Consider the following 25,628-nt stretch of genomic DNA (forward strand, 5'->3'; position numbering starts at 1 on the left):
ACCCGATCTCAGAAGCCGAGGCTTTCCAACAGGTCGTCCACCTGTTCCTGGCTACCGACCACGTCGGGGTGGTCCGGGTTGATCTGCGGGCCATTCAGCAGCGACGACGACGATGCTTCCGTGCGCAGATGCTCAGGTGCGTTCTCCAGCAGGATGCCAACCAACTGGCTTTCAATCAGCTGCACGACATCCAGCACCTTCTTGATCACCTGACCGGTCAAATCCTGGAAGTCCTGCGCCATCAGGATTTCCATCAGCTGCTGGTTCGTGTCGCGCGTCTTTTCCGGGACGCTGCGCAGGAAGCCGTTGGTCTGGCCGACGAGCTCGCGAATTTCCTCGTCGCCCAGTTGGCGGTCCATCCACGATTGCCAGCGGTTGACCAGCGCCTCGGCGTCGGATTCCAGCGCGTCTTGCACCGGACGGGCCGCATCAATGGCGTTGAGCACGCGGGTAGCCGCCTGCTCGGTCATGTTGGCGATGTAGTTCAGGCGGTCGCGTGCGTCGGGAATGGCCGATGCGGCCTTCTCCACGCCCTTGTCCAGACCCAGCTCACGCATGCTCTCGCGCAGCATGCGCGTGAGGTGGCCGATGCGCTGGAGCATTTCCGGCATGTCACCGTGGTCTACGCCTTCTGCGGCTGGCGCTTGGGTGCCGGAATGCGCGCCATCATGCATCTCGCTCATCACGCCCCCTTTTCGAGCTTCTCGAAAATCTTGCCCAGCTTCTCGTCCAGCGTGGCAGCGGTAAAGGGTTTGACCACGTAGCCGTTGGCACCGGCCTGGGCGGCGGCAATGATGTTTTCCTTCTTGGCTTCAGCCGTCACCATCAGCACCGGCAGCTTGCTGATGACCGGGTTGGCGTCGCCGCGGATGCTCTGCAGCATCTGCAGGCCATCCATGTTGGGCATGTTCCAGTCCGAGATCACGAAATCGAACCGGCCTTCCTTGACCTTGGCCAGGCCGGCGGCGCCGTCTTCGGCCTCGTCGACGTTGGCAAAACCGAGTTCCTTGAGCAGGTTACGCACGATCCGGCGCATCGTCGGGAAATCGTCGACGACGAGGAATCGGTACTGGCTCTTGTCCATGGACACAATCTCCGCAAACTAACTGAATTGGGGGGTTTCGGGCTTCCTTGGCAGTCTTATCGGCGCCTGGGGCCGTTTCTTGAGCGCCACACGGGCGAGTAACCGGTTCACGATCCGTAGCGAGCGGCCCGAGGTTGGCCCGACGCGTTAATCCAACCCTGCAGCCGTACATGGGTACGGCGAGCATCACAGGGCCAAGATCGGGGCGCGCAGTAGGATCGTGGGCCGGTTACACGCGCGTCACACGACCATGCGCCGACAGCTTGGCCAGCACGTGCGGGCCGATCTGGTGCAACGGCAGGACCTCATGCACGCCGCCATGGGCCACGGCTTCCTTGGGCATGCCGTAGACCACGCACGAGGCCTCGTCCTGGGCGACGTTATACGCCCCCGCGTTGCGCATTTCCAGCATGCCGGCCGCGCCATCCTTACCCATGCCTGTCAGGATCACGCCCAGCGCGTTGGCGCCGGCGTTGCGCGCTGCCGAGCGGAACAGCACGTCCACCGCCGGGCGGTGGCGGTTGACCGGCGGCCCCTGGTCCAGCTCGGTGACGTAGTTGGCGCCGCTGCGGCCCAGCGACAGGTGCATGTCGCCCGGGGCAATGTAGGCGTGACCGGGCAGCACACGTTCACCGTGCACGGCCTCTTTCACGCGGATGCGGCACAGGCCATCGAGCCGCTTGGCAAACGAGGTGGTAAACCCCGCCGGCATGTGCTGCACGATCAGGATGCCGGGGCAATCGGGCGGCATTTCCAGCAGGAAATCCTTGATGGCCTCGGTGCCGCCGGTGGACGCGCCCACGATGATGAGCTTTTCCGTCGACGAGAAATGGGTACGGGCCGGGGCGGACGCCACCGGAGCGGCCGGTGCGTGCTCCGCGCGAACGTGTGCGCCGTTGGCCGAAGCCGCTGTCGGGGCGGGTGCCGCCGCACGCGGACGCAACCGGGCACGGGCTGCCGCACGGATCTTGTCGGCAATCTGGTCGGCATATTCGTTCATGCCGTCGCGCATGCCCAGCTTGGGCTTGGCAACGAAATCCACCGCGCCCAACTCCAGCGCGCGCAGCGTGGCTTCCGAGCCGCGCTCGGTCAGCGACGAGATCATGACCACCGGTGTCGGGCGCAGGCGCATGAGCTTTTCCAGGAAGTCGAGGCCGTCCATCTTCGGCATTTCGACGTCCAGCGTGAGCACGTCCGGGTTGGTCTGCTTGATGAGGTCGCGCGCGATGATCGGGTCGGGCGCCACACCCACCACTTCCATGTCGGGCTGGCTGTTGATGATCTCCTTCAGGATGCTGCGGATCAGTGCGGAATCGTCGATGCACAGCACCTGAATCTTGCGTTTTTCGTTCATATTGTTGGGGGGCAAGGTCAGGAATTACGTAAACAGTTGCAGGCGTGAAGTGGGCTTCGTCGCAATGGACTTCGACAGCTTGCTGGCGTATTGGGCTTCGCTGTCCAACTCGGCGGCCGAGTTTTGCGAGCGCAGCTTGCGCACCATGATCTGGCCGGTAGACGGCACGAAGTACACCTTGCGCGGGTGCACGTCGAACAGGTCCTTGGCGGCCACCGCCAGCCCTTCGTTGCGCAGGAATTCGAGCACGAACTTGCCGTTGCGCTCACCTACGTCCAGCGTGCTCATGCCGGCCAGCACGGCGGCACCGCCAAACACCTTGATCTCCAGGTGCTCGCGGCGGGCGCCGGCCTTGTAGAGCTGGTTGAGCAGCACTTCCATGGCGTGCGTGCCGTAACGCATAGAGGGCGAGAGAATCGATTCGCCCTCGTTGCGCGAGGGCAGCATGAAGTGGTTCATGCCGCCAATGCCGAGGATCTTGTCGCGCACGCAGGCCGACACGCACGAGCCGAGCACCGTCACCAGCATCAGGTCTTCCGTGGTGACGTAGTACTCGCCGGGCAGCACCTTCATGGCGCGGCGGCTGAAAGTGGTGTCGTAGTAGGCGTGCGTGCTGGCGGCCGATTGCGCGAGCGTGGCCATGGCACCGACCGTCATGCCGCTGTCGCTGCGCACGGAGTCGGCCGCGGTGCGCAAGGTTGCGTGTGCGTTTGCTTTCTTGCCGAGTTCGATCATTTCGCCCCCGTCATCTTCGCGCGCAGTTCGGGCGCGATTTCGTACACGGTCTTGCCGCGCAGCGACCATGCCTTGGTCACCTGCAGGAAGCTCTCGGAGTGGCCGGCAAACAGCAGGCCGTCGGGCTTCATCACGTCGATGAAGTGCTCAAGGATCTTGGCCTGCGTCGGCTTATCGAAATAGATCATCACGTTGCGGCAGAAGATCACGTCAAACTTCTGTTGCAACGGCCAGTCGCGGTCGAGCAGGTTGATCTGGCGGAAATCGATCATGGCCTGCAGCTCGGGCCGCACGCGTGCGTAGCCCTCCTGCTTGCCGGTACCGCGCAGGAAATACTTCTTGAGCCGGTCGGTGGACAGCGCCGAGACACGCTCCATCGGGTAGATGCCGGCGCGTGCACGGGCCAGCGCATTGGTATCCACGTCGGACGCAATCACGCTCACCTGGCCCGGCGACATCGTGCCGAAGGTCTCAGCCAGGGTGATGGCGATCGAGTACGGCTCCTCGCCCGTCGACGAGGCCGAGCACCACACGGTAAACGGCGCGCGCTTGGCCTTGGCGTGCTCGGCCAGAAGCGGAAAGTGGTGCTGCTCGCGGAAGAACGCGGTCAGGTTGGTGGTGAGCGCGTTGGTAAAGGCTTCCCACTCGTCGGGCAGATGGCCGTGTTCCAGCGCATCCAGGTAATCGCGGAACGAGCCGAGGTTGACCACGCGCAGGCGGCGGGCCAAGCGGCTGTAGACCATCTCGCTCTTGCGGTCGGACAGCGAAATGCCGACGCGGCGATAGATCAGATCGCGAATGCGGGCGAAATCTGCCGCGGTAAACGAAAACTCACGCGACGCGAGCGTCGGCGAAACTGGCGCCAAGGTTTGTGCCGTTTGTGCCATTAGATAACTACCCCGTAATTGCGCGAGTCTTGGCGCCCGCTTTCAGTCGATTGGCGGGCACCGGGCTTCTGGTGCCGCGCCGCAGATGTTGCTGGTAATGCTGGCCGGGCGATGGCGTCAGAAGGTGCTCCATTCATCATCATCGGCAGAAGCGGCGGACAGCTTGAGGGCTGGCGCTGCTACGGCCACCGAAACAGCTGCTGCCACGACAGGTGCAACCGGGGAATGTGCTTCTTGATTCTCTTTTACGCCTTGATCGGACGCAACGACGGGCGTTTCGGCCGGAGCCGGGGCTTGCGCAACAGCCGGTGCCGGCTTGGCTGATTGCCCCGCCTTGCGCGAAGCAATCGCGCGGGCCACCGAACGCACGATCTGCGTCTTGCCTTCGGGGTGAACTTCACTGCGCACCGCCGGCTTGGCAGGCTCGACCGGCAGATGCGGCACCACCGTCGCCGCCAGCTCGGCAGACGCATCGGTACGGAACGCTGACACGGCGTTGCGCAACAGGTGCGCCTGCTCTTCGAGGGACAGCGCCGCAGCGGCGGCCTGTTCGACCAGCGCGGCGTTCTGCTGCGTCACCTCGTCCATCTGATTGACAGCCTGGTTGACCTGTTCGATGCCGGAGCTTTGCTCATCCGAGGCGGCGGAAATCTCGCCCATGATGTCGGTCACGCGTTTGACGGCCACCACCACCTCTTCGATCACCCCGCCCGCTTCCGTCACCAGGGCGGAGCCGTTGCGTACGCGGCCGACGGAATCGCCAATCAGCTCTTTGATCTCCTTGGCGGCCGTGGCGCTGCGCTGCGCCAGACTGCGCACCTCACCGGCCACGACAGCAAAGCCGCGCCCCTGCTCACCCGCACGGGCAGCTTCCACTGCGGCGTTGAGCGCCAGGATGTTGGTCTGGAAGGCGATGCCCTCGATCACGCCGATGATGTCGGCAATCTTCTTGCTACTGGCGTTGATGCCCGACATGGTCTCGATGACGCGGCCCACCACCTCGCCGCCCTTGACGGCAATGTCCGATGCACTGCCGGCCAGCGCACTGGCCTGGCGGGCGTTGTCAGCGTTCTGCTTCACGATGCTGGTCAGCTCTTCCATGCTGGAAGCGGTTTCCTCCAGCGAGCTGGCCTGCTCTTCCGTGCGTTGGGAGAGATCGGCATTGCCGGCAGCGATCTGCTTGGTCGCGCTGGCAATCGAATCCGCCGAGCTCTTGATATTGCTGATGGTGCCGGTCAGTTGCTGCTGCATCTGCGACATGGCGAAGAGCATGCTGTCCCGATCGCCGGGGCGGGTCTGCACCTGTACAGCCAGATCACCGGCCGCAATGCGGCGGGCAACGTCGGCCGCATAGGACGGCTCACCGCCCAATTGGCGCGACAGCCGACGTGCGATAACGATGCCCAGCACGATGCCCAGCACCGCACCCACTGCCGCCATCACGATCATCAACAGGCGCGAGCGCTGCGCGTCTTCACGCGCGCGGGCGGTAGACGCTGCGGAGACGTCCTCCACGCGCTTGACCATCTTGTCGAGCGTTTTCTCAAAGGCCGCGGTGTCGTCCAGCAAGCCCACGTTCTCTGCTGTGACGCGGCTGTCGAACTGGGTCGGGTCCAGGCCCTGCCTGTCCATCAGCGCGACGAAGTCCGTCATGCGCTTGCTCCAGACGGGGTAGATGGCATCCACCTCGCGGATCATCTTCTTGCCTTCGTCCGACACGAACTGCGGACGCACGTTCTCCACGCCGTCTTTCAGGCGCTGCATGCTGGTGTTGATCTCACCGCTCAATGCCTTGCGCTCATTGAGCGTGGTAGCAATCAACAGTGCCGTCTGCGCACGGCTGGCATGCGCAAGGCTGTTGGCTGCGCTGCCCATCTGCGTGATGGCGCGCATCTGCTTTTGCGCCAGCTCCTCACTGGCGCGGGTCAACTGCGTAATCGTATAAATGCCCAACCCGCCGATGGCCGCGCCCATGGCGGCCACGATCAGGAATCCGCCGGTCAGTACCGTGGACACCGGCAAACGCTTGATCCAACCCATGTTGTCTACCTCTCATTTTTTATATGCCCCTGTAACCGCTATCGGTTCTTAGGGGACGGCTCTTTAGAACCGCCGAGGGGTCATGCCCCTTCAGAGGGGGATCTCCCCTTCATCCGTCAGCACGACTTGCCCAGGCAAAAAAAAACCTGCCCCGAAGGGCAGGCTGCACACCACAAACACACACGAGAGAGCTTTCGCGAGCAGCGAAGATCCCGTGCATACATGGTTAAAAGGTTTCCCAGTCGCTATCGTCACCGCCTGCGGCAACGAGCTTGGGCGATTGCAACTTGGGAGCTTGCGCAGTTGGCTTGGCAACTGCGGGTCGCACGCGTTGTTGTTCGATTGCGGCCGCTTCCGCAGCGGCCGGCTTGGGTTGTTCGTTGGTCGGCTGCACGGCTGCGAGCGTTTTGCGAGCTGGCACAACCCTGGTTGCCGCGCGGCGCGCAACCGGCTTCACCACTGCCGGCTTGGCCATGCGAGGCGCGCTGGCAACAGGCTGGGCTGGTTCGATCTGCGTGGCGGCATTCGTGCGGAACGCAGCCACTGCCTGACGCAGTCCGTCGGCCTGTTCCTGCAGCGACATGGCCGCCGCCGCTGCCTGCTCCACCAGCGCCGCGTTCTGCTGCGTGCCCTCGTCCATCTGGGTCACAGCCTGATTGACCTGCTCGATACCCGCGCTCTGCTCGTCCGACGCCGAGCTGATCTCGCCCATGATGTCGGTCACACGCTTGACGGCCACAACAACTTCGTCGATCACGCTGCCGGCTTCGGCCACCAGCGTGGTGCCGTTTTCAACGCGGCCCACCGAATCGCTGATGAGTTCCTTGATCTCCTTGGCTGCCGTGGCCGAGCGTTGCGCCAAGCTGCGCACCTCGCCCGCTACCACCGCAAAGCCGCGGCCCTGCTCACCCGCGCGTGCCGCTTCCACAGCCGCGTTCAGCGCGAGGATGTTGGTCTGGAAGGCAATCCCTTCGATCACGCCGATGATGTCGGCGATCTTCTTGCTGCTTTCGTTGATGCCGGCCATGGTGTCCACCACCCGGCCCACCACCTCGCCGCCCTTCACGGCGATGTCCGACGCGTTGCCCGCCAGCGTGCTGGCCTGACGGGCGTTGTCGGCGTTCTGCTTCACGATGCTCGTGAGCTGCTCCATGCTCGACGCGGTCTGCTCCAGCGACGAGGCTTGCTGCTCGGTGCGCTGTGACAAGTCCACATTGCCCGCGCTGATCTGCTGCGTGGCGCTGGCAATCGAATCGGAACCCGAGCGCACCTGCCCCACCATCTTCTGCAGGCTCTCCTGCATGTGCTGCAGGGCCAGCAACAGGCGGCCGGTTTCATCCGCACGAGTCACCTGGATGCTGTGCGTGAGATCACCCTGCGTGATGTGTTCAGCCTGCTCGATGGCGCGCATGAGCGGCAGCGTGATCGAGCGGCGCAGCGCCCACGTCAACAACCCGCCCACCACGATGCCGCCCAGCAGCAGGCTGGTTGTCAGCGCGCTCAGGCTGTCGTGCTCACGCTGGCCGGCTTCATAGCCAGACTTGGCGGACTCCAGTTGCATGCGGTTGAGCGCTGCCACCTTGTCACCCAGCGGGCGATACAGGGCGGGCATCACGTCCATCACCGTCTTGGTGACGGACGTCTGGTCACCAGCCTGAATGGCGCGCATCAGCACCTCGGCGCCGTCGCGCACAAAGGTGTTGCGCAACCCATCGGCCTCGTCGGCCAGCTTGCGCTCTTCCGATGACGTCGGCAGCGCACGGTAACGCTTCCAGGCCGCATCGGATTTGTCGAGGAACATCCTGGCGCGCTCGATCGTCTTGTCCATGCCGGGTGCGCCCGGTGCCATCGCAGCGCGATCCAGCACGATGCGCAAGCTCAGCAGGTTGGAATCAGAATCAGCCAATGCCACCGCGCCCACCAGTTGCACGGCATACGTGTCCTGCAAGCGTGTGTTGGCGTGACGCATGCCGACAAGGCCCGTCACACCCACGATGACGGCGAGCACACCAATGCCCGCCATCATCAGCCCCAACCGGAGCCGGATGGTCATTTTGCTGAACATGGATTTCCTCCCCTTTCAGCGCCGCACCTGTGATACGGCGGGCGTTTGAGCGCCCGCCGCAAGGTGTCTTGTCGCCTGCCGGATGCACGCGTTTGCGTACTCCGGCCACACTTTCCTGTTGTGATCAGGCGGCTTCGGCCTCGTCGCACAGCGCCATGTCGGCCGACATCAGCAGGCGCTCGATGTCCACCAGGATCAGCATGCGTTCGTCGATCGAGCCCAGGCCACGGATGTACTCCGTATCCAGCGCGCCTGAGAACTCCGGCGCCGGCTTGATCTGCTGGCTTTGCAGCGTCAGCACGTCCGACACGCCATCCACCACGATGCCGACCACGCGGTCTTTCAGGTTCAGGATGATGACGACGGTGTACTGGTTGTACTCCACGCGGTCGAGCTGGAACTTGATGCGCAGATCAACGATCGGCACGATGATGCCGCGCAGGTTGATCACACCTTTGATGAAGTCGGGTGCGTTGGCAATGCGCGTGACGGTCTCGTAGCCACGGATCTCCTGCACTTTCAGGATATCGATGCCGTACTCTTCGCGACCGAGCGTGAAGGCCAGGTACTCCTCCCCGCCGGTTTCCTCGCCGATCGCATGTTCCTTGACTTCCATTGCGGCTCCCCTCGGCCCCGTCGGGCCACTAGATTGAATTCGTTGCAAAGCGGCTGATCCCGCTCAAGCCAACTTGGCTGTTTTGAACCTGTTCACGATCCGTAGCGAGCGGCCCGAGGTTGGTCCGACGCGTTAATCCAACCCTGCAGCCGTACATGGGTACGGCGAGCATCACAGGGCCAAGATCGGGGCGCGCAGCAGGATCGTGAGCAGGTTCATGCTGCGGCCATCGCCTCGGTCGAGAACCGACCACCCGGTGCCTGTGCCAGCTCTTGCTTCTCGGCACTAACGGCACGCATGGCGTTTTCTGAATGGCCCGACCGTCCCTCACGGGCTTCGCGCATCAGCGCCGATACGTCCACGATCAGCGCCACGCTGCCATCACCCAGAATGGTTGCGCCCGAGATGCCCGGCACCCTGCGGTAGTTGGTCTCAAGGTTCTTGACCACCACCTGCTGCTGGCCGACCAGCTCGTCAATCTGCAGGGCGATCTTCTTGCCTTCCGAATCCAGGATGACGACGATGCCTTCCGACGGATCGGGCAGAGACGGCGTGATGCGGAAGCGCTCGTACATCGGCACCAGCGTCAGGTATTCGTTGCGCACCTTCAGCAGGCGGCCACCACCCGGCACGGCCTTGATGTCTTCGGGGCGCGGTTGCAGCGATTCCGCCACGCACGACAGCGGGAGGATGAACACTTCATCGCCGGTCTTGACCGACATGCCGTCCAGAATGGCCAGCGTGAGCGGCAGCACGATGCGGATGGTCGTGCCCTTGCCCTTCTGCGATTGGATCTCGACGTAGCCGCCCATCGACTGGATGTTCTGCTTGACCACGTCCATGCCAACGCCGCGGCCGGACACATCCGTCACCTGGTCGGCGGTGGAGAAACCCGGCGCGAAGATGAGCTGGTTGATCTCGTCGTCGGTCATGTTGTCCGACACAGGCAAGCCACGCTCGCGCGCCTTCTTGAGGATCTTGTCGCGGTTCAGGCCCTGGCCGTCGTCGCTCACCTCGATGACGATGTTGCCGCCCTGGTGGGCCGCAGACAGCAGCAGTTGACCGGTCGCATCCTTGCCGGCAGCCACACGGGCCTCAGGCAGTTCAATGCCGTGGTCCAGGCTGTTGCGCACCAGGTGCGTGAGCGGATCGATGATGCGTTCGATCAGACCCTTGTCCAGTTCGGTCGACTTGCCGAATGTCGACAGCTCGACCTGCTTGCCCAGCTTGTGCGCCAGATCACGCACCAGACGCGGGAAGCGGTTGAACACATAGTCCATCGGCATCATGCGGATGGACATGGCGGCTTCCTGCAGATCTCGTGCGTTGCGCGTGAGCTGCGAGAGACCAGAGAACAGGCGCTCGTTCAACACCGGGTCGAACGACGACGCGGTCTGCGCCAGCATGGCTTGCGTGATGACGAGCTCGCCCACCAGGTTGATGAGCTGGTCGACCTTCTCCACACCCACGCGAATCGATGTTTCGGCAGCCACTGCCGGCTTTTCAGCGGCGGCGGGGCGCGACGGCATCGGCACAGCAGCGGCCGGAGCAGTCGGGGCGATTTCATTGGCGGCCGGCGCATGCACTTCGGTTTGCGCGGCGGCCGGCGTCGGGGCGGCAACCTGAGCTTCCACCACCGGAGCCGCCACAGCAGCAGGCGCGGCACCACCCACATGCGGCGTGATGATGATCTGGTCGGCATCGATGATGAAGCAGCTCACCGCAATGATGTCGTCGGCGGTGCAGGTACTTTGCAGAACGATGTCGCTGTTGCGGCCGGTGCGTGCGTGGCTCACCAGCGTGCCCAGGTGCTTGAGCTCGGTGACAATCAGCTCGCAGTCTTCATTGGAGACGTTGATGAGCTTGATGTCCAGGCCACCGTCGATGGCCACCGCCGGCGCAGCGGCCGGTGCCTCCACCACGGCGGGCGCCGCCGTAACGGGTTCGACCGCCACCGGAGCCTGTGCGGCTACAGGCGCCGCCGGCGCAGCTGCGCCGCCATCCTCGGCAGCCAGGCTGTTGAGCTTGGCCACCATGTATTCGAGCGTGGCCGTATCGATGGGGTGCTCTTGCCGGTAGGCATCAAGTTGGCTTTTCAACACGTCTTTCGTTTCCAGGAAGGCATCCACCATGTTCTCGCGCAGCTGCAGGGTGCCGGTGCGGGCGCGGTCCAGAATCGATTCCGCCACATGCGTGAGTTCCGTCATGTGCGTGAAACCGAAGGTTGCGGCGCCGCCCTTGATGGAGTGCGCGCAGCGGAAGATGGCGTTCAGATCATCAGAAGATGGGTTGGCGACATCGAGATTGAGCAGCAGCCGCTCCATGTCGACGAGCAGCTCCTCCGCCTCTTCAAAGAAGGCGCCGAAAAACTGGCTAAGGTCGAGGTTCATATCTGTCGTCTCGGTCGTTTAATGCGTCGATGCAGACCCGTGGGTCTGCGCATGCCATTCAAACAGCTGCATCACCGAATCCGTCAGGCCTTCCGGGTCGAACGGCTTGGGCAGGAAGCCTGTCGCGCCGGCGGCACGCGCCTGCTCGCGGATCGTGCCGTCTGCCTCGGTGGTCAGCATCAGGATCGGCGTGTCGGCGTAGGCCGGCAGCGATCGCAGCGCGCGGATCAGGGTGAGGCCGTCCATTGCCGGCATCACCTGGTCGGTAATCACGAGGTGGTGGGTGCCGTCGGTCTGCTTGCGCACGGTTTCCAGCGCGGCAGCGCCGTCAGCGGCTTCCGTCACGGCAAAGCCGCACTCCCGCAGGCAGGCGGCAATCATGCGGCGGATCGAGGTGGAATCGTCCACCACCAGGATGTGTTTCTCGCTCATTGGCTACGTTCTCCCCCTGGGCGCTTATGGCTTGGCCGGAGCAGCGGCATCGGCCACTCCTGTTGCACGTGCGGCTGCATCGGGCAGCGTGTCTTTACCGTCGTTGCGCAGATCGGCCACCGGCTCGACCCCGCCCGAGCGCGCGGCCTCAGCGGCGCGTGCGTTGAGCACGACGATGCTGATGCGGCGGTTGATCGGGTTGTAGATGTTCGTCTTGTCCAGCGGCACCGAGGCCTCCAGACCCACCACGCGGCTCACTTTCTCGGGCTTCATGCCGCCGGCAATCAGCTCGCGGCGCGAGGCATTGGCACGGTCGGCCGACAGCTCCCAGTTGCTGTAACCGTTCTGGGTGGCGTATTGCGTGGCGTCGGTGTGGCCCGACAGGCTGATCGGGTTGGGCACGTCATTGAGTGCCGAACCCAGCTCGCGCAGGATGGTGCGCATGTACGGCTGCACCTCGGCGCTGGCGTTGGCAAACATCGGGCGATTCTGCTGGTCGACGATCTGGATGCGCAGCCCTTCGCTAGTCATGTCGATCAGCAACTGGTGCTTGAACTGGCTCATCACCGGATTGGTCTCGACCATCTCGGCAATCTTCTGCTTGAGCTTGTTCAGCGCGGCGTCGTCAGACTCGTCGCGGATATTGCGCTGGCGCTGCACCGTCGGGCTTGGGCTCGGGTTCGGCTGCGGCATGTTCTGCTTGATCGCAGGGCTGCCGTTCAGGATGCTGGACTGGTCGCCCGAACCGGCGCCGCCAAACAGCGCCACCTTCAGCGGCGTGCGGAAATACGTTTCTACTGACGACAGCTCGGCCTTGGTGACCGAGCTGAGCAGCCACATCAGCAGGAAGAACGCCATCATGGCGGTCACGAAGTCGGCATAGGCGATCTTCCACGCGCCACCGTGGTGGCCGTGCGCTGCCTTTTTGTTGCGCCGGATGACGATGAAAGTCGGCGTGCTGGACTTGCTCATGGTCCGTTCCCGTCGGTCAGTACTGCGTCGTTAATGGCGCGGCTCGTTGGCCGCACTCTTCAAATCGTGGTGCATGGCTAGGCCGTCTTGGCGCCACGTACGTGGTCTTCCAGCTCGGCAAACGACGGGCGCTCGGTCGAGAACAGCACCTTGCGGCCGAACTCCACGGCAATGGCCGGGGCGTAGCCGTTCATGCTGGCCAGCAGCGTCACCTTGATGCACTGGAACAACTTGGTCGATTCTTCGGCGCGCTGCTCCAGCAGCGAGCCCAGCGGCCCGATGAAGCCATACGCCAGCAAAATGCCGAGGAACGTACCGACCAGTGCCGAGGCGATCAGCTTGCCCAGCTCCGCCGGCGGCAGGCCGACCGAGCCCATGGTGTGCACCACGCCCATCACCGCGGCCACGATGCCGAAGGCCGGCATGGCGTCGCCCACCTTGGTGATGATGCGGGCCGGTTGTTCGGCTTCGTGGTGGTGGGTGTCAATTTCCTGATCCATCAGCGCTTCGATCTGGAACGGATTCAGGTTGCCGCCCACCATCAGGCGCAGGTAGTCGCAGATGAAATCCAGCGCATGGTGATCGCCCTGGATGGCGGGGTAATTAGCAAACAGTGCGCTTTCGTGCGGGGCTTCGATGTCGGCTTCGATCGACATCATCCCTTCGCGGCGGATCTTGGACAGCACCACATACAGCAGCGCCATCACTTCCATATAGAGGGCCTTGGTGTACTTCGAGCCCTTGAACAGACCCGGAATAGCCTTGACGGTGGCGTTGATGGCCTTCTTGTCATTGCCGACCACGAAGGCGCCGACGCCGGCACCGAAGATGATCAGCAGTTCGGTCGGCTGAAACAGGGGCCCGAGGTGACCGCCGGCCAGCATGTAGCCGCCGAACACCGAGGCGATGATCACGATGTAACCGATGGCGACTAGCACGGGGCAAACTCCTGAATGGGCAACCGCACGTCAACTCGTGCGATCAATACAAGGGGGATTAACGGCATCAGCCCGGTTTACTGAAGGCTTGGCACCGGGTTTTGCTGCCTTTCCGCGCAGGAAAAGGCTGTCGGAAACCGGTGCACCGCGCCCTTCTCCACCAAAAACGGCAGTAAAGCGGGCGGCTTGAGCACCACCCCACCCCGGCAGGAGGCAAAACAAAAGAAAAAGGGACGGAAAAACGCTTTCCGTCCCTTTTTTCCCCCTGCCTTCACGCGCGGCGGCAAAAAAATGCCGGTCCGCAGCTTCCTGCGACGACCGGCCTACCCCCTTCCCCTTTTGTACTGTCTGAGCCCCTGTGCTTTTTCCTGCTCTGTGTTCTGGTCTGTCTTGTTATGTGCCGGACTTGCCGGCTATTTTTGTTGTGTTCCCGTATTTCCCGTCATTCCCCGGCGAGCGTTCCCGTACGTCCCGTGTCCCACGTTCCCGTTGGTACTGCTCAGGCGTCGATCGTCTTGTCTGCGACCGCATCTGCCTGGCCCGCGACGCGCTTTTTCTTCCCTGCGCGTGAAGGCGGCTGGCATACGCCGCACACGAAACCATGGTGCAGGTCTTCTGCGTGGGCCACGAAATGGCCGGTGCAGCGCGTGCACTTCACGGTGTGCAGCATCTTCCCCTCGAAGAACTTCAACATCATCCACGCGCGGGTGATGGACAGCACCTCTTCCTGCTCGTGAACGTGAATGTGTTCCTGGTACAGCTTGTAGGCCGAGATCAGGCGGCGCACACCCGTGCTGCGGCTGTTCTCACCCAGAAAACGGTAAATGTTCAGGAAAATCGACGAGTGGATGTTCGGCGACCACGTCAGGAACCAGTCTGCCGAGAAGGGCAGCATGCCCTTGGGCGGCGATTCCCCGCGAATTTCCTTGTACAGCTTGACCAGACGCTCACGGCTGAGCGTGGTTTCCTGTTCCAGCAGCTGCAGACGCGCACCGAGCGAAATCAATTCCGCTGCTAGGTGGATCTGCTGAACTTCATTCATGACGCTGGTATGACGCATGGCACTGCTCCCGCTTTGCTTCTGCTACCCATCCGAATCACGCTAAACCCGGCGGAACACCCGCCGCAAATGGCTTAGTTGATCTGTTCAACCGCCTGACGCGCCAGCAGAATCGACATTTGCGATTGCTGCAGACCCTTGTCACGGTGCGGCTGGGTCACCAGACCCAGGATGGCGTGATCGTCAAAGCGGAAGCGGCACAGCATCATGTTCGTGCTGGCCAGCTTGACGATCTGCGCGGGCGACATCGTTTGCAGGATGTCAGCCAATTCTTCAGAGATGCCGAGGCGAAACAGAGCGGCATCGCGATCCTTGGCCAGCATCTGCTGGGCAAGCATCAAATAGGTGAGATTCAGCTCGCTGATCTCGGAAACAATGTCTTGCGTGTCCATGTATGTCCCGTCGTGTGCAGTAAAAGTACAACCTGCATCCAATCCCGCATGGTGCTGCCCGGTGGCGCTGTTGTGTTTCACGCCTACCCTCGCCGGGCGGTCACCAATCCCCACAGATCGGATGTTCTTGGCAGTGGGCACCGTTGCCGGCACTTCCTGCCTCCTTCTTACTCACGTCGCTAAAGACATGGCGAAGTTGTTTTCTGTTGAACACATTGTGGGTTTCCGATCGGGGTAAGTAAAGAAGGGTGGCCCCCTACGTCGGAGGGGTGAGGTAAGCCAAATTCTTGTAGGCCATTTTCCTACAAAACTGTTAATAAATGTTGTAAACACAGCCCTTGCCGACGCAGCGAGCCTGGATAGACCATGCGCTAAAGCGGTCGTTTGACACGGTTTTACCCTAATGTTCGGCTTAAAATAGCAATATTATTGCCTAAAGAAGCCTGCAATCGACAAAGAAGGCGTGGCACTTCTGCCACTGTGAGCATGGGATGCCGGGTTAACGGTTTGTAGGACACTTCTTACCCAGTCCTACAGGTCGTGTAGGACAGTTCCGACCGCTTTTCAGCCAGTTTTGTAGGATCACTCCTACAGTCGAATGTCGATTTTGTAGGACATCTCCTACCAAAATGTATCTCTATTAGAGACGTGTCTTCTATAAAGAGACAAAAATGACCGCTTCGACAAGCTTGTCAGGGCGAGAAAGGATGGTGGCAGCACTTGCCTGGCAAGGCCGCGCCGGAAAGTGCAGCATGGTCTACCGCCCGTGGGAAAACGTCGGAATTTCTGCGATTGCACGCGGGCGCTGCTGTAGGACAGCGCCCGCGCGTGCAGGTGTGCTCAGGTGTGGCGGGGCGAGGTCCAGCGGGCTAGCAATACGGTGCCCGTGGCAGATTCGGTGATAACGAGTGATTGCGCGTCGGGTGTCAGCGCGACATTGGTCGTGGTCCGCCCCCGGCACGACGCGATGCGCACCAGTGGCTCGCCATGCGGAGAGAGCACGAAGACCGAACCCAGTGAGGCATGCGCCACGAACAGGTTGCCGGCGGCGTCCATCGCCATGCCATCCGGGCCGCTGGTGCCGTAGAACTGCGCGAAGCGGCCCACCTTGCTGGTGCTGCCATCCGCTAGCAGCGGTAGGCGCCAGACGGCGTTGTCGCGCGTCATGGCCACGAACAGAGTGGATTCATCCGGCGTGAGCGCCAGCCCGTTCGGGCTTGGGCCGTTGGCGAGCAGGCAATCGAGCCGGCCATCCAGGCGCAGGCGGTACACGCGACCGGTGGGGTCGTGCAGGCCGGTCTGGCCTTGATCGGTGAAATACACATCGCCATTGCGGGCGACGACCAGGTCGTTCGGGCCCTTGAAGCGTTCACTATTGCGGCGGGTGAGGAAGGGACTGACCAGGCCGGTCGCCGGGTCGAGGGACAGCAGCCCATTCTTATAGTCGGCAATCAGCAGCGTGCCGTCGTGGCGCAGTGCGAGGCCGTTCGGCTCGCCGTCATATTCGGCCACCGCCTCCCAGTTGCCTTGCGGCGAAACCCGCAGGATCCGGCCATGCGGAATATCGACCAGCCACAGATTGCCATCCGCATCCCAACACGGGCCTTCAAGAAAGCAATCGACCGGCGCTCCTCCCTTGTTGGCGCGCGACCATTCAGTCGGCACGGGGCGGCGCAACTCGGCCGGCATTTCGGTGAAGACCGTGGTGTCGACGGTAGGCCAGTTGAAGTACGTCATTCGGTTTCTGCCAGATGCCGCGTGGCGGCGCCGGTATAGCGGTACGGCACCTGGCGCGGCATCGGGCCCTTGTTGCGCTCCCCGCGACCGCTCTGCTCCCACGCGTGCGCCAGGATGCCAACTGCGCGCGACAGGCAGAACACCCCGCGTGCCAGCGGTGCCGCAAAGCCCAATTCCGCATAGATGACGGCGGTGGCACCATCGATGTTCATCGGGATCGGCTTGCTCTTGCGGCCCGAAAGCAGTGCTTCAATGGCGCGGCCGATGGCGGCATAGCGGCCGCCGACCACGCCGTCCTGCGCAGCCTCGTCCACCAGCGCGAGCAAGCGGCCTGCACGCGGGTCAACCGGGTGGAAGCGATGTCCAAAGCCCGGCAGGTACTTGCCATGCTCGGCGATGAAGGTATCGACACCCGCCGCCGTGGCGGCCTCCAGCGATGCGCCGTCGAACATGCGCGCCTCGATGTCGTGGAACAACTCCACCGCCTGCTGCCCTGCCCCGCCGTGCACGTCGTCCAGCGCATTCAACGCAGACGCCATCGCACCGTTGAGCGGCAACCCACAGCTCGTTGCCATCTTGGCAATGGCGATGGAGGGTGCGTGCGGACCATGGTCCACCGACGCCACCAACGCCGCCTCCAGTAATGCCGCCTGGCGCTTATTCGGCAACTCGCCGCGCAGCATCAGCCAGATCATTTCGGCAAAGCCGATGTTGCCGATCAGCTCCTGGATCGGGTAGCCGCGCACGTGGATGCGGCCGGGTTCGATGTCGATGATATCGGTGCGCCAGTAGTCGGCCGCCAGGCCGGCGGCGTCTTGGGAGAGATTCGAGGTCATGGTTAGATGGCGCCTTCCGTACGCAGCGCTTCGATTTGATCGGGGCGGTAGCCGAGCTTGGCGAGCCAATCGTCGGTATGGGCTGACAGCGCCGGGGCGGGCGTCTGCGGGCACGGGTCTTCGCCCGAGAGGCGGAAGCCCGCGCGCGTGACGCGCTGCCCTTCGTCCGGGAACGAAGTGACGAAGCCACGGCCCGTCACCTGCTCGTGCGCGAGCACGCCGGGCACGTCCAGCACCAGCCCCGCCGGGACGCCGGCATCGATCAGCAGCGGCTCCCATTCGGCAGCGGGGCGCTCGGCCAGCGCGGCTTCCAACGCGTCGTTGAGCGCCTGGCGGTGTTCCTTGCGTGCTTGGCGCTCGGCAAAGCGCGCGTCGGTGACCAAGCTGGGCTGGCCAATCACGCGGCACAGCGCGGCAAACTGCTTGTCTTCGTTGGCGGCGATGTTGATGAGCCCATCGCCCGTGCGGAACGTGCCCGACGGCGCAGCGGTGAAGTTCTGATTGCCCATCGGGCGCGGGCTCACGCCGGCGTTCAGGTAGTTCGACACCACCCAGCCCATGGTGGCCAGCGTCGATTCCAGCATCGACACGTCCACCATCTGGCCCTCGCCCGTGCGCTGGGCGCCGAGCAGGCAGGCCGTGACAGCCAATGCCGCCGTGATGCCGCCCACCGTATCGCTGATCGGGTAGCCGACGCGCAGCGGGGCCGATTCATCATCGCCCGTCACGCTCATCACGCCGGAAATGCCCTGGATGATCTGGTCGTACGCGGGTCGCCCGCTCAACGGGCCGTCCTTGCCGAAGCCGGAGATGGCGCAGTAGACGAGGCGTGGGTTGACCTCGCGCAGTACGTCGTAGCCGAGTTCCAGGCGATCCATCACGCCGGGGCGGTAGTTTTCAATCAGGGCATCCGCCTGCGCCACCAGCTTGAGCAGAATCGCCCGCCCTTCCGGGTGCTTCAGGTTGACGGTGACGGACTGCTTGCCCGCATTGACGGCGACGAACGAGGCGCCCATCTTGCGGCGCGCCTGTTCCGGATCGGCGCCCAGACGGCGAGCCAAGTCGCCATTGCCAGGCACTTCGACCTTGATGACTTCCGCGCCGAGCAAGCCCAGCTGATAGCCGCAAAACGGCCCGGCCAGCACGTTCGATAAGTCGAGCACGCGCAAACCCGCAAGAGGCAAAGCCATGGAAACAACTCCTACAACTACAGCGGCTCCGCCCCTTCGCCGTCTGGGGCGTGTTGGCGGAACCTAGGTTTTCTGGATGAGCTGAGCGGCGTGGCGCAAGGGCGCAGGGTCGCCACCCAGCGTGGAGGTAATTTGCGCGGCGTGCTCCAGCACCGGGCCGCGCCACGATTGCAGCAACGACCCATCGATGCGCGAAGCAGGGCCGGCGAGGCACAGCGCCCCGCGCAGCGCCTGCTGCGCACCGAACACCGGCACCGAGATACCGACCGTTTCCCGATCGCGCTCGCCAATCGACACGTAGTAGTAGTCGCGCCGGATCGCGTCGTACGTGGCACCCTGCATGCCCGAGAACGCGCACAGCACGCGACCGCCTGAGCCACGTTCCAGCGGCAGCACGTCGCCCTCGCGCACGTGGTCACGGATCGAGTGGTTCGAATCCACGCGGTGCAGACAGACACGCACGTCGCGCTCACGGATGTAGAGCGACACGGCTTCACCCGTCATTTCAGCCAGCGCGCGCATGTGCGGCAGGACCACATCGCTCAGACGCATGCTGCGCTGGTAGAGCGCGCCCAGCATCAGCGGTGCCGCGCCAATCTGGTAGCGACCGTCTTCCAGGCGGAACAGCATGCGGTGCTGGATGAGCGAGCCCGCCAGCCGCAGGATCGTGCTCTTGTAGAGCCCGGTACGTGCGGCCAGCTCGGCCAGCGTGAGCGCGTAGTCGCCCGGCCGAAACGCAAACAGGATCGAGAACGCACGGTCCAGCGCGGCCACGCCCGATTGCCCCGGCGTAGCGGCATCGCCCTCATTGGCGGCCGGCGTGGTTTCGTTCTGCGCGGTTTGGCGTTCTGCAGTCATGACGATTGGGGGAAGACGGCTCACTGGACCGTCTTCAAGGCTTGGTCGACGAAGCGGTTAGTGTACGTTTTACTCAGGTCGATCTTGGCATTGCGGATCTTTTCGTCGTAACTGGAGAGCACCGTCAGGGCCACCTTGGCATCCGCATCGGTCATCAGGCCGTCCTTAGAGAAGATCGGCTTGGAATGGCGCAATGCATCGACAAACACATCGCGCCCGCCCACCTGCTGCTCCTTGGGCATCTTGTCGGCAATGGCCTCGGGCGTGCTGGCGTCGATCCACTTGAGCGTGCGGATGAAGGCGTTCACCAGGCGCTGCACGGTCTCCGGGTTCTTCGTCATGAAGTCCCGCGTGACATACAGCGTGGCGGTCGGGTAGCGGCCACCGAACACGGCGTTGGAGCCAGCATCGGTGCGCGTATCGACGAGGAACTTGGCGGCACGGCGCTTCTCCAGCAGGCTGGCCACGGGGTCGAAGTTGACCAGCGCGTCGATCTCCTTGCGATCCAGCGCCACCATACCCGGCGCGCCCGACCCCACTGCGATGTATGACACGTCGTTCACCTGCAGGCCGTTCTTGATGGCGTAGTAGCGCGCAAACAAGTCCGTGGACGAACCCGGTGCGGTGATGCCGATCTTCTTGCCCTTCAGGTCCTTGCCGCTCTTGATGTCGAGGTCGGGCCGCACCGCCAGCACGATGCCCGGCGTGATGTTGAGCAACGCCACCGACACGATGTCCTTGCCCTGCGCCTGGATGTGGATGGTGTGGTCATAGAAGCCCACCACCGCATCGGTCGAGCCGGCAATCAGCGCCTGCAGCGCCTTGCTGCCGCCGGCCTGGAAGTTCTCCACCTTGACGTTCAGGCCTTCCTTCTGGAAGTTGCCGAGCGACTGCGTGAGCGGTACCGGCATGTAGTTCAGGATCATCGAGCCGACCGACAGGCTCACGTCCTTCTTTTCCGGCTCGGCGGCATTGGCTGCCGTACAGGCGGCCGCACATAGCAGGGCCGAAATCCATCGCTTCATGGTTGTCTCCGTAGATGTTTGTATTGGGTCAGGCGCCGGCTTCCGGATCAGCCTTCGGGCGCCACACCAGCAACTTGCCTTCGAGCGCATCGACGCTGCGATCCAGGGCGATGACGAAGGCGGACAGCACGACGATCCCCGAGAACACGCCAGTGGCATCGAAGACGCCTTCGGCCTGCGCAATCAGGTGGCCCAGGCCCGCCGAGGAGCCGAGGTACTCGGCCACGATCGCGCCCATCACCGCCATGCCCACGGAAGCGCGCAGGCTGGAGAGAATCCAGCTCGTAGCAGACGGCACATACACATGGCGCAGCAGGCTCATGCGGCTGGCCTTGAGCAGGCGCGCATTGGCGAGGATCACGGGGTTCACTTCACGCACGCCCTGGTACGTATTGAAGAAGGTGATGAACAGCACCATCGTCGCGCCCAGCGCCACCTTGGAGGTCAACCCCAGCCCGAACCACATCACGAAGATGGGCGCGAGCAAGATGCGCGGGATCGCATTGACGATCTTGATGAACGGGTCCAGCACCTCAGCCGCCAACTTGGACAAACCCAGCCACAGCCCAAGGCTGATCCCCATCAGCGTACCGATGCCGAAGGACAGAATCGTCTCGGCTAGCGTGATGGCCAGGTGCGTGTAGATGTCTCCGCCGGTGAACCACTCCCAGACGCGCGCGACGATGGACGACGGCATCGAGAAATAGAACGGGTCGATGATGCCGGCGCGGCCAAAGCCCTCCCACGAGCCGAACAGCACCACCACCACGGCAAGCTGGAACAGGCGGATCTTGGTCTTGTGCGCGAGACCGGCGCGCGGCGTGCTCATAGCAGGCGCGACGTTAGTGCTGGACGGCATGGCTCTTCTCCACTTCGGTGCCGAGGATCGACCAGATCTCGCGATACAGGCGGATGAACGCGTCGGACATGTTGATTTCAGACACGTTGCGCGGGCGCGGCAGCGTGATTTCCACATCGCCGACCGGGCGGCTGGCAGGCCCGGCGGACATGACGACCACCCGATCAGCCAAAGCGATGGCTTCCTCCAGGTCGTGCGTGATGAACAGCAGCGACTTGCGGTCTTCCTGCCACAGGCGCAGCAGCTCGCTCTGCATCAGGTGGCGCGTGTGCACATCGAGCGCGGAGAACGGCTCGTCCATCAGCACGATCTTGGGCGAGAGGATCAGCGTCTGCGCCATGCTGATGCGCTTCTTCTGGCCGCCGGAGAGCTGGTGCGGGTAGCGCGCCTCGAAACCCGCCAGGCCGACCTTCTTCATCCATGGGCGGGCGCGTTCGCGGGCTTCATCCACCGACATGCCCTGGAACACCAGGCCCAGCGCGACGTTGTCCAGCGCCGTCTTCCAGGGCAGCAGCGAGTCCTGCTGCATCATGAAACCGGCATTGCCATTGAGCCCGGTCAGCGGCTCGCCAAACACGTTGACGGTGCCGCCGGCCGGCTTGAGCAGCCCCGTCACGGCGTTGAGCAGCGTGCTCTTGCCGCAGCCGGTGGGCCCCACCACCGCGACAAACTCGCCTTCACCAATCGACAGATCGACGCCCTGCACCGCCGTGAAGCTGCCGAACCGCACCGATACCTGATTGAGCTGTACCGCTGGCAAGCCGGCGTGCAGCCGACCGCTGGCGGCCTGGGAAGAAGAAAGCATAGGGCGTCTCCTTGAACGCCCGATCATTGAGCGTTCTGTTTGATAGAATATAGTTCTATTTTATACGGCACAATCAACCAGAATAAGGCGCGTAAACCCGTAAACGAGGCAAGCCACCTTGGATCCCGCGCATGAATCACGCGAAATTTGCCTCTTCACATTCCTTATGAAGGAACATAGTTCTATCTAATAGAACTCACAAAAAATCCAGGTGGCGGGAAATATTTTTAAGCCGACCCTAAAGTTTTCCGACCGCCTCCCGTTCAAGGACGTACTGACTAGCGAGATGGCGATGCAACTTTCTTCCCCCTCCGTTTCCAGCACTGCGGGCACCGGCGCCTCGGGCGGCGGAAGCAGTTCGGCCACAGAAATCGAACGCCTGCAGCGCCAGCTCAAAAACCTGCAGAAGTCGATGGCGGATTTGCCCAACCAAGGGCTGCCCCCCGACCAAGCCAAAGAGCAGGCCCAGCTCCTGAGCCAGCAGATCCAGATCGTGCAGGCGCAAATCGCACGCCTGCAGGCCCAGAAGAGTCTGGAGCAGGCCGAAACCCAGCTCGAAAACCGTCACAGCGAATCGAGCTCCAGCCAAACGGAAGTCGCAGTCAAGGCACGGACGACTGACAAGATCACCGGCTCGTCGTCATTGACCGATGCCCGGCTGCAAGCGCAGAAAGCCGCCCAGGCAGCCCACCCGGCCAGCGCCGAAGCCATCGAACCGGCAGAGCCGCCCCTGGTTTCGGTCAGGGCCTGACCGGCAGCACCCCGGCGGCTGCCGTGCTTTGATGGCGCACCGGCCGATCTCCGCTTCGCTCACCGGTCACACCCTCCCAATGAGGGGAGGCCGGCGCGCATCGGCACCAGCGACAATCGCCGCGCCGCCGCGATCTATGCGGAATCGAGAACCCGCATGACCGCCGCCAGCGACGCCCTGCCCCCCGCCCACCCGACAGACCCGAACGCACCCACCGACCCGCAGCCGGTGCGCGCGCCGTCCCGCAACTTCTTCGCCCGTCATTGGCGTGGTGACTACAGCCTCGTCCGCTCGTACTGGCTGCACACCGCGCTGATGCAATTTGGCGTGATGGCGCTGAGTGCCGGCGTCACACACGCCTTGGCCCACAACGCGCCCGCGCGCGCGGCCTCGTCAGCGCTGCTGGTGATCTATGTGCTCGGCATCGTTCTGTGGATCTGGGCGGTGGTCGGCACGTGGCGTTCGGCCGAGCATGAACAGGCACGCAACCGGCTAACGGGGATGAGCAACCTATGGCCGTTCGTCGCCAAGTTGATGATTGCACTGGGCGCCATCGGCACAAGCTCGCGCGTGATCAACGATCTGCCGCGCCTGCAGGCGCATCTGCGCACTGCACTCGGCGAGCAAGCCGCCTCGCCCTTTACCGTGGTACCGCAACGCGATGGACACGCGGTCCTCTTTACCGGCGGCATGAACGACGGCGCCGCCGATGCGCTGGAAGATGCGCTGCGCCGCGCACCCAACGCCACCACCGTCGTGCTCCGCTCTGAAGGCGGCTGGCTGCGAGAGGGCACGCTGGTGGCTGACGTCATCCGCCGCCACCATCTACGCACGTACGTGGAACGCGCTTGCGCTTCTGCCTGCACGATCGCCTTCCTGGCGGGTGAGGACCGCGCCGCCGCGCCAGGCGCGCGCATCGGCTTCCATCGGCCGCGCGCGGTCGGCGCCGAGCATGATCAGACGCCCGGCGCCACCGACAGCGAGCTGTGGCGCGCCTATGCTGCCGCCGGCCTGTCTGATGCGTTCATTCGCCACGTGCAGAACACGCCGTTTGAGCAGATGTGGTTCCCCACCGCGCAGGAGTTGCTGGATAACCATGTCGTCACGCGCGTCTCGCCCGGCGGGGAATACGCGACCATGGCCACGCAACTCACCACGCGCGATGCGCTGGCCGCCGAGTTGCGCAGCGGCGCGCTCTATGCGGCGCTGGAACGCAAATACCCCGCACACTTCAGCCGCCTGCTCGACACCGTGTGGCAGGCCCTGCGGCGCAATGCCGGCGACGCCGAGGTCACGGCGCTGCTGCGCACGCAATCGGCCAAGCTCTATCGCGCGCTGATCCCGACCGCGCCAGATGTGCTGCTGTTTGCCAATGCGCAGCTGACCATTGACGAAGCCCGGGCACTGCAAAACCTGAGCCCCGAAGCCTGCGTCGCTTACCTGGATGGCACGGCCGACGCAGGTGCCGCCGCCGCGCGTTTGCCGCGTGCATTGATCGCGCGCGAGCAAACCCTGTTCTCCGATCTGGTACAGGCCGCCGACCCGGAACACGTACCCGTGGTCACCCGCGCGCAGGCCCTGCCCGCGCTGCAACTGGCCGTGGCGGCCTTGCCACTGCGGGAGCAACGCGTGCTGACCCTGCCTACGCTGCGGCACACAACGCCACCCGCCGAGCGCTGCCAGGCACTGATCGCTTTCGCGCATTCCATCCTGGCCCTGCCGGAAACCGAGCGCGCACTCGCATTGCGCGGCATGTACGCAGCTGCATCTGCCCCGGACCTGTAAATCTCATTCGTTCTGGAGAGAGGGGGCGCAGAGCCAGTGCTAGAGTGCGGGGGCATGCTGGCGCCACAGCCGGCGCACCTGCTTGTCATGACGCGGTGAGCGTCCGCCAGCATGAGCACAGGCCCCGCCCCGGTTCACTGACTGGCGCGCACCTCGTCACGCGCCGAGGCAAGCACCAATCCCGCCAGCGATTTCAGGATGACCGCCGTGACGCCCCAGATGTCATGGGCCTGATCTGCCCAATACCAGGAGCCAGCGCGTTCCCCGTCCACGTACTGCCGTGGCAGATCCGGATTGAGCAGCGTGGCCAGCGGAAATTCAAAGATCTCCTCGACTTCTGCAGGCGCAGCCGCCCACTCGGCCGCCGCTGACACGATGCCAATCACAGGGAAGATCGCGTGATTGCGCTTTCTTGTCTTGTGCAGCGGCAGGCATCCAATCAGCTGGACGGCGCTGGGCACAATGCGGACCTCTTCCAGCGCTTCACGCAGTGCCGTCGCACCAACGGTGCTGTCGGATGCTTCAGGATGCCCACCGGGAAAACTGACATGCGAAGAATATTCACTGAGCCCCGACGAACGCTTGGTCAGCAGGATCGTCGGCTCGCTGCGCGCCACGATCGGCACCAGAACCGCAGAAAACTTCCATTGCCCATCGTCGTCTGCAAGGTGTTGCCTGGCCGTGGGCCAATCGGTAGAGGCGGGAATCCGAAGGCCTTCCACGCCGCGCACGATCGCTTCCAGAACACTGCTGTCGGTTCCCATGTCTTCCTCCGTCTGTCCTGGAGTGAATAGCACAAGCCAACAAATTGCGTGCA

General features: G+C 63.5%; 24 protein-coding genes. 2 read left to right on the forward strand and 22 right to left on the reverse strand.

The window, feature by feature from the left end:
- Positions 1-8 precede the first annotated feature (8 nt).
- The 21 genes from cheZ to ACS13N_RS19545 form a co-directional block, all read right to left on the reverse strand.
- Complete coding sequence (gene cheZ / locus ACS13N_RS19445) at positions 9-683, reverse strand: protein phosphatase CheZ (protein ID WP_438933254.1); 675 nt, start codon at positions 681-683, stop codon at positions 9-11.
- A complete protein-coding gene (gene cheY, locus ACS13N_RS19450) occupies positions 683-1,084 on the reverse strand; it encodes a chemotaxis response regulator CheY (RefSeq protein ID WP_048933593.1) in 402 nt (133 codons plus the stop codon). Before cheY ends, cheZ begins: the two co-directional genes overlap by 1 nt.
- 229 nt (positions 1,085-1,313) lie before the next feature.
- Positions 1,314-2,438 carry a protein-glutamate methylesterase/protein-glutamine glutaminase gene (locus tag ACS13N_RS19455; protein WP_438933255.1) on the reverse strand — a complete coding sequence of 375 codons (1,125 nt, stop codon included), beginning with the start codon at positions 2,436-2,438 and terminating at the stop codon, positions 1,314-1,316.
- Positions 2,439-2,462: 24 nt separating this feature from the next.
- On the reverse strand, positions 2,463-3,080 hold the full coding sequence (gene cheD / locus ACS13N_RS19460) for a chemoreceptor glutamine deamidase CheD (RefSeq protein ID WP_438934452.1): 618 nt from the start codon (positions 3,078-3,080) through the stop codon (positions 2,463-2,465).
- Between the two features lie 89 nt (positions 3,081-3,169).
- Positions 3,170-4,060: a CheR family methyltransferase gene (locus ACS13N_RS19465; RefSeq protein ID WP_438933256.1), complete on the reverse strand. Its 891-nt coding sequence runs from the start codon at positions 4,058-4,060 to the stop codon at positions 3,170-3,172.
- 117 nt (positions 4,061-4,177) lie between these two features.
- Positions 4,178-6,100, reverse strand: coding sequence for a methyl-accepting chemotaxis protein (locus tag ACS13N_RS19470; protein ID WP_438933257.1), 1,923 nt, complete (start codon positions 6,098-6,100; stop codon positions 4,178-4,180).
- Between the two features lie 226 nt (positions 6,101-6,326).
- The gene (locus ACS13N_RS19475) at positions 6,327-8,165 is read right to left on the reverse strand and encodes a methyl-accepting chemotaxis protein (protein ID WP_438933258.1); all 1,839 of its coding nucleotides are present in this window, start codon (positions 8,163-8,165) and stop codon (positions 6,327-6,329) included.
- 124 nt (positions 8,166-8,289) lie between these two features.
- Positions 8,290-8,781, reverse strand: a complete 492-nt coding sequence (locus ACS13N_RS19480) for a chemotaxis protein CheW (RefSeq protein WP_048933598.1) — start codon at positions 8,779-8,781, stop codon at positions 8,290-8,292.
- 215 nt (positions 8,782-8,996) lie between these two features.
- The gene (gene cheA / locus ACS13N_RS19485) at positions 8,997-11,171 is read right to left on the reverse strand and encodes a chemotaxis protein CheA (RefSeq protein ID WP_438933259.1); all 2,175 of its coding nucleotides are present in this window, start codon (positions 11,169-11,171) and stop codon (positions 8,997-8,999) included.
- Positions 11,172-11,189: 18 nt separating this feature from the next.
- Positions 11,190-11,603, reverse strand: a complete 414-nt coding sequence (locus ACS13N_RS19490) for a response regulator (RefSeq protein ID WP_438933260.1) — start codon at positions 11,601-11,603, stop codon at positions 11,190-11,192.
- Positions 11,604-11,627: 24 nt separating this feature from the next.
- Positions 11,628-12,575 (reverse strand): flagellar motor protein MotB, encoded by a 948-nt coding sequence (gene motB, locus ACS13N_RS19495; RefSeq protein WP_438933261.1) that lies wholly within the window; start codon positions 12,573-12,575, stop codon positions 11,628-11,630.
- A gap of 77 nt (positions 12,576-12,652) precedes the next feature.
- Positions 12,653-13,513, reverse strand: coding sequence for a flagellar motor stator protein MotA (motA, locus tag ACS13N_RS19500; RefSeq protein WP_039598372.1), 861 nt, complete (start codon positions 13,511-13,513; stop codon positions 12,653-12,655).
- 499 nt (positions 13,514-14,012) lie between these two features.
- On the reverse strand, positions 14,013-14,573 hold the full coding sequence (gene flhC, locus ACS13N_RS19505; protein ID WP_039598371.1) for a flagellar transcriptional regulator FlhC: 561 nt from the start codon (positions 14,571-14,573) through the stop codon (positions 14,013-14,015).
- A gap of 74 nt (positions 14,574-14,647) precedes the next feature.
- Positions 14,648-14,965: a flagellar transcriptional regulator FlhD gene (flhD, locus tag ACS13N_RS19510; protein ID WP_438934453.1), complete on the reverse strand. Its 318-nt coding sequence runs from the start codon at positions 14,963-14,965 to the stop codon at positions 14,648-14,650.
- An 840-nt stretch (positions 14,966-15,805) separates the two neighbouring features.
- On the reverse strand, positions 15,806-16,702 hold the full coding sequence (locus ACS13N_RS19515) for an SMP-30/gluconolactonase/LRE family protein (protein ID WP_438933262.1): 897 nt from the start codon (positions 16,700-16,702) through the stop codon (positions 15,806-15,808).
- Positions 16,699-17,538 (reverse strand): citryl-CoA lyase, encoded by an 840-nt coding sequence (locus ACS13N_RS19520; protein WP_438933263.1) that lies wholly within the window; start codon positions 17,536-17,538, stop codon positions 16,699-16,701. The genes ACS13N_RS19515 and ACS13N_RS19520 overlap by 4 nt, the downstream gene beginning before the upstream one ends.
- 2 nt (positions 17,539-17,540) lie before the next feature.
- Entirely contained in the window at positions 17,541-18,728 is a 1,188-nt protein-coding gene (locus ACS13N_RS19525) for a CaiB/BaiF CoA transferase family protein (RefSeq protein ID WP_438933264.1), read from the reverse strand.
- Between the two features lie 63 nt (positions 18,729-18,791).
- A complete protein-coding gene (locus tag ACS13N_RS19530; protein ID WP_438933265.1) occupies positions 18,792-19,586 on the reverse strand; it encodes an IclR family transcriptional regulator in 795 nt (264 codons plus the stop codon).
- Between the two features lie 20 nt (positions 19,587-19,606).
- Complete coding sequence (locus ACS13N_RS19535) at positions 19,607-20,611, reverse strand: ABC transporter substrate-binding protein (RefSeq protein ID WP_438933266.1); 1,005 nt, start codon at positions 20,609-20,611, stop codon at positions 19,607-19,609.
- Positions 20,612-20,639: 28 nt separating this feature from the next.
- Entirely contained in the window at positions 20,640-21,470 is an 831-nt protein-coding gene (locus tag ACS13N_RS19540) for an ABC transporter permease (protein ID WP_438933267.1), read from the reverse strand.
- Positions 21,454-22,275 carry an ABC transporter ATP-binding protein gene (locus tag ACS13N_RS19545; RefSeq protein ID WP_438933268.1) on the reverse strand — a complete coding sequence of 274 codons (822 nt, stop codon included), beginning with the start codon at positions 22,273-22,275 and terminating at the stop codon, positions 21,454-21,456. Before ACS13N_RS19545 ends, ACS13N_RS19540 begins: the two co-directional genes overlap by 17 nt.
- A 292-nt stretch (positions 22,276-22,567) precedes the next feature.
- On the opposite strand from ACS13N_RS19545, the gene ACS13N_RS19550 reads away from it, so the two are divergent.
- Together ACS13N_RS19550 and ACS13N_RS19555 are read left to right on the forward strand one after the other, a co-directional pair.
- Positions 22,568-23,026 carry a FlxA-like family protein gene (locus ACS13N_RS19550; protein WP_438934454.1) on the forward strand — a complete coding sequence of 153 codons (459 nt, stop codon included), beginning with the start codon at positions 22,568-22,570 and terminating at the stop codon, positions 23,024-23,026.
- A gap of 156 nt (positions 23,027-23,182) precedes the next feature.
- Positions 23,183-24,811 carry a hypothetical protein gene (locus tag ACS13N_RS19555; RefSeq protein ID WP_438933269.1) on the forward strand — a complete coding sequence of 543 codons (1,629 nt, stop codon included), beginning with the start codon at positions 23,183-23,185 and terminating at the stop codon, positions 24,809-24,811.
- Positions 24,812-24,945: 134 nt separating this feature from the next.
- On the opposite strand, the gene ACS13N_RS19560 is transcribed toward ACS13N_RS19555, so the two are convergent.
- Positions 24,946-25,575 carry an NUDIX hydrolase gene (locus tag ACS13N_RS19560; RefSeq protein ID WP_438933270.1) on the reverse strand — a complete coding sequence of 210 codons (630 nt, stop codon included), beginning with the start codon at positions 25,573-25,575 and terminating at the stop codon, positions 24,946-24,948.
- Between the last annotated feature and the right edge of the window lie 53 nt (positions 25,576-25,628).

Origin of the sequence: Ralstonia sp. 24A2, from assembly GCF_051783885.1 — a bacterium.
Taxonomy (GTDB): Bacteria; Pseudomonadota; Gammaproteobacteria; order Burkholderiales; family Burkholderiaceae; genus Ralstonia.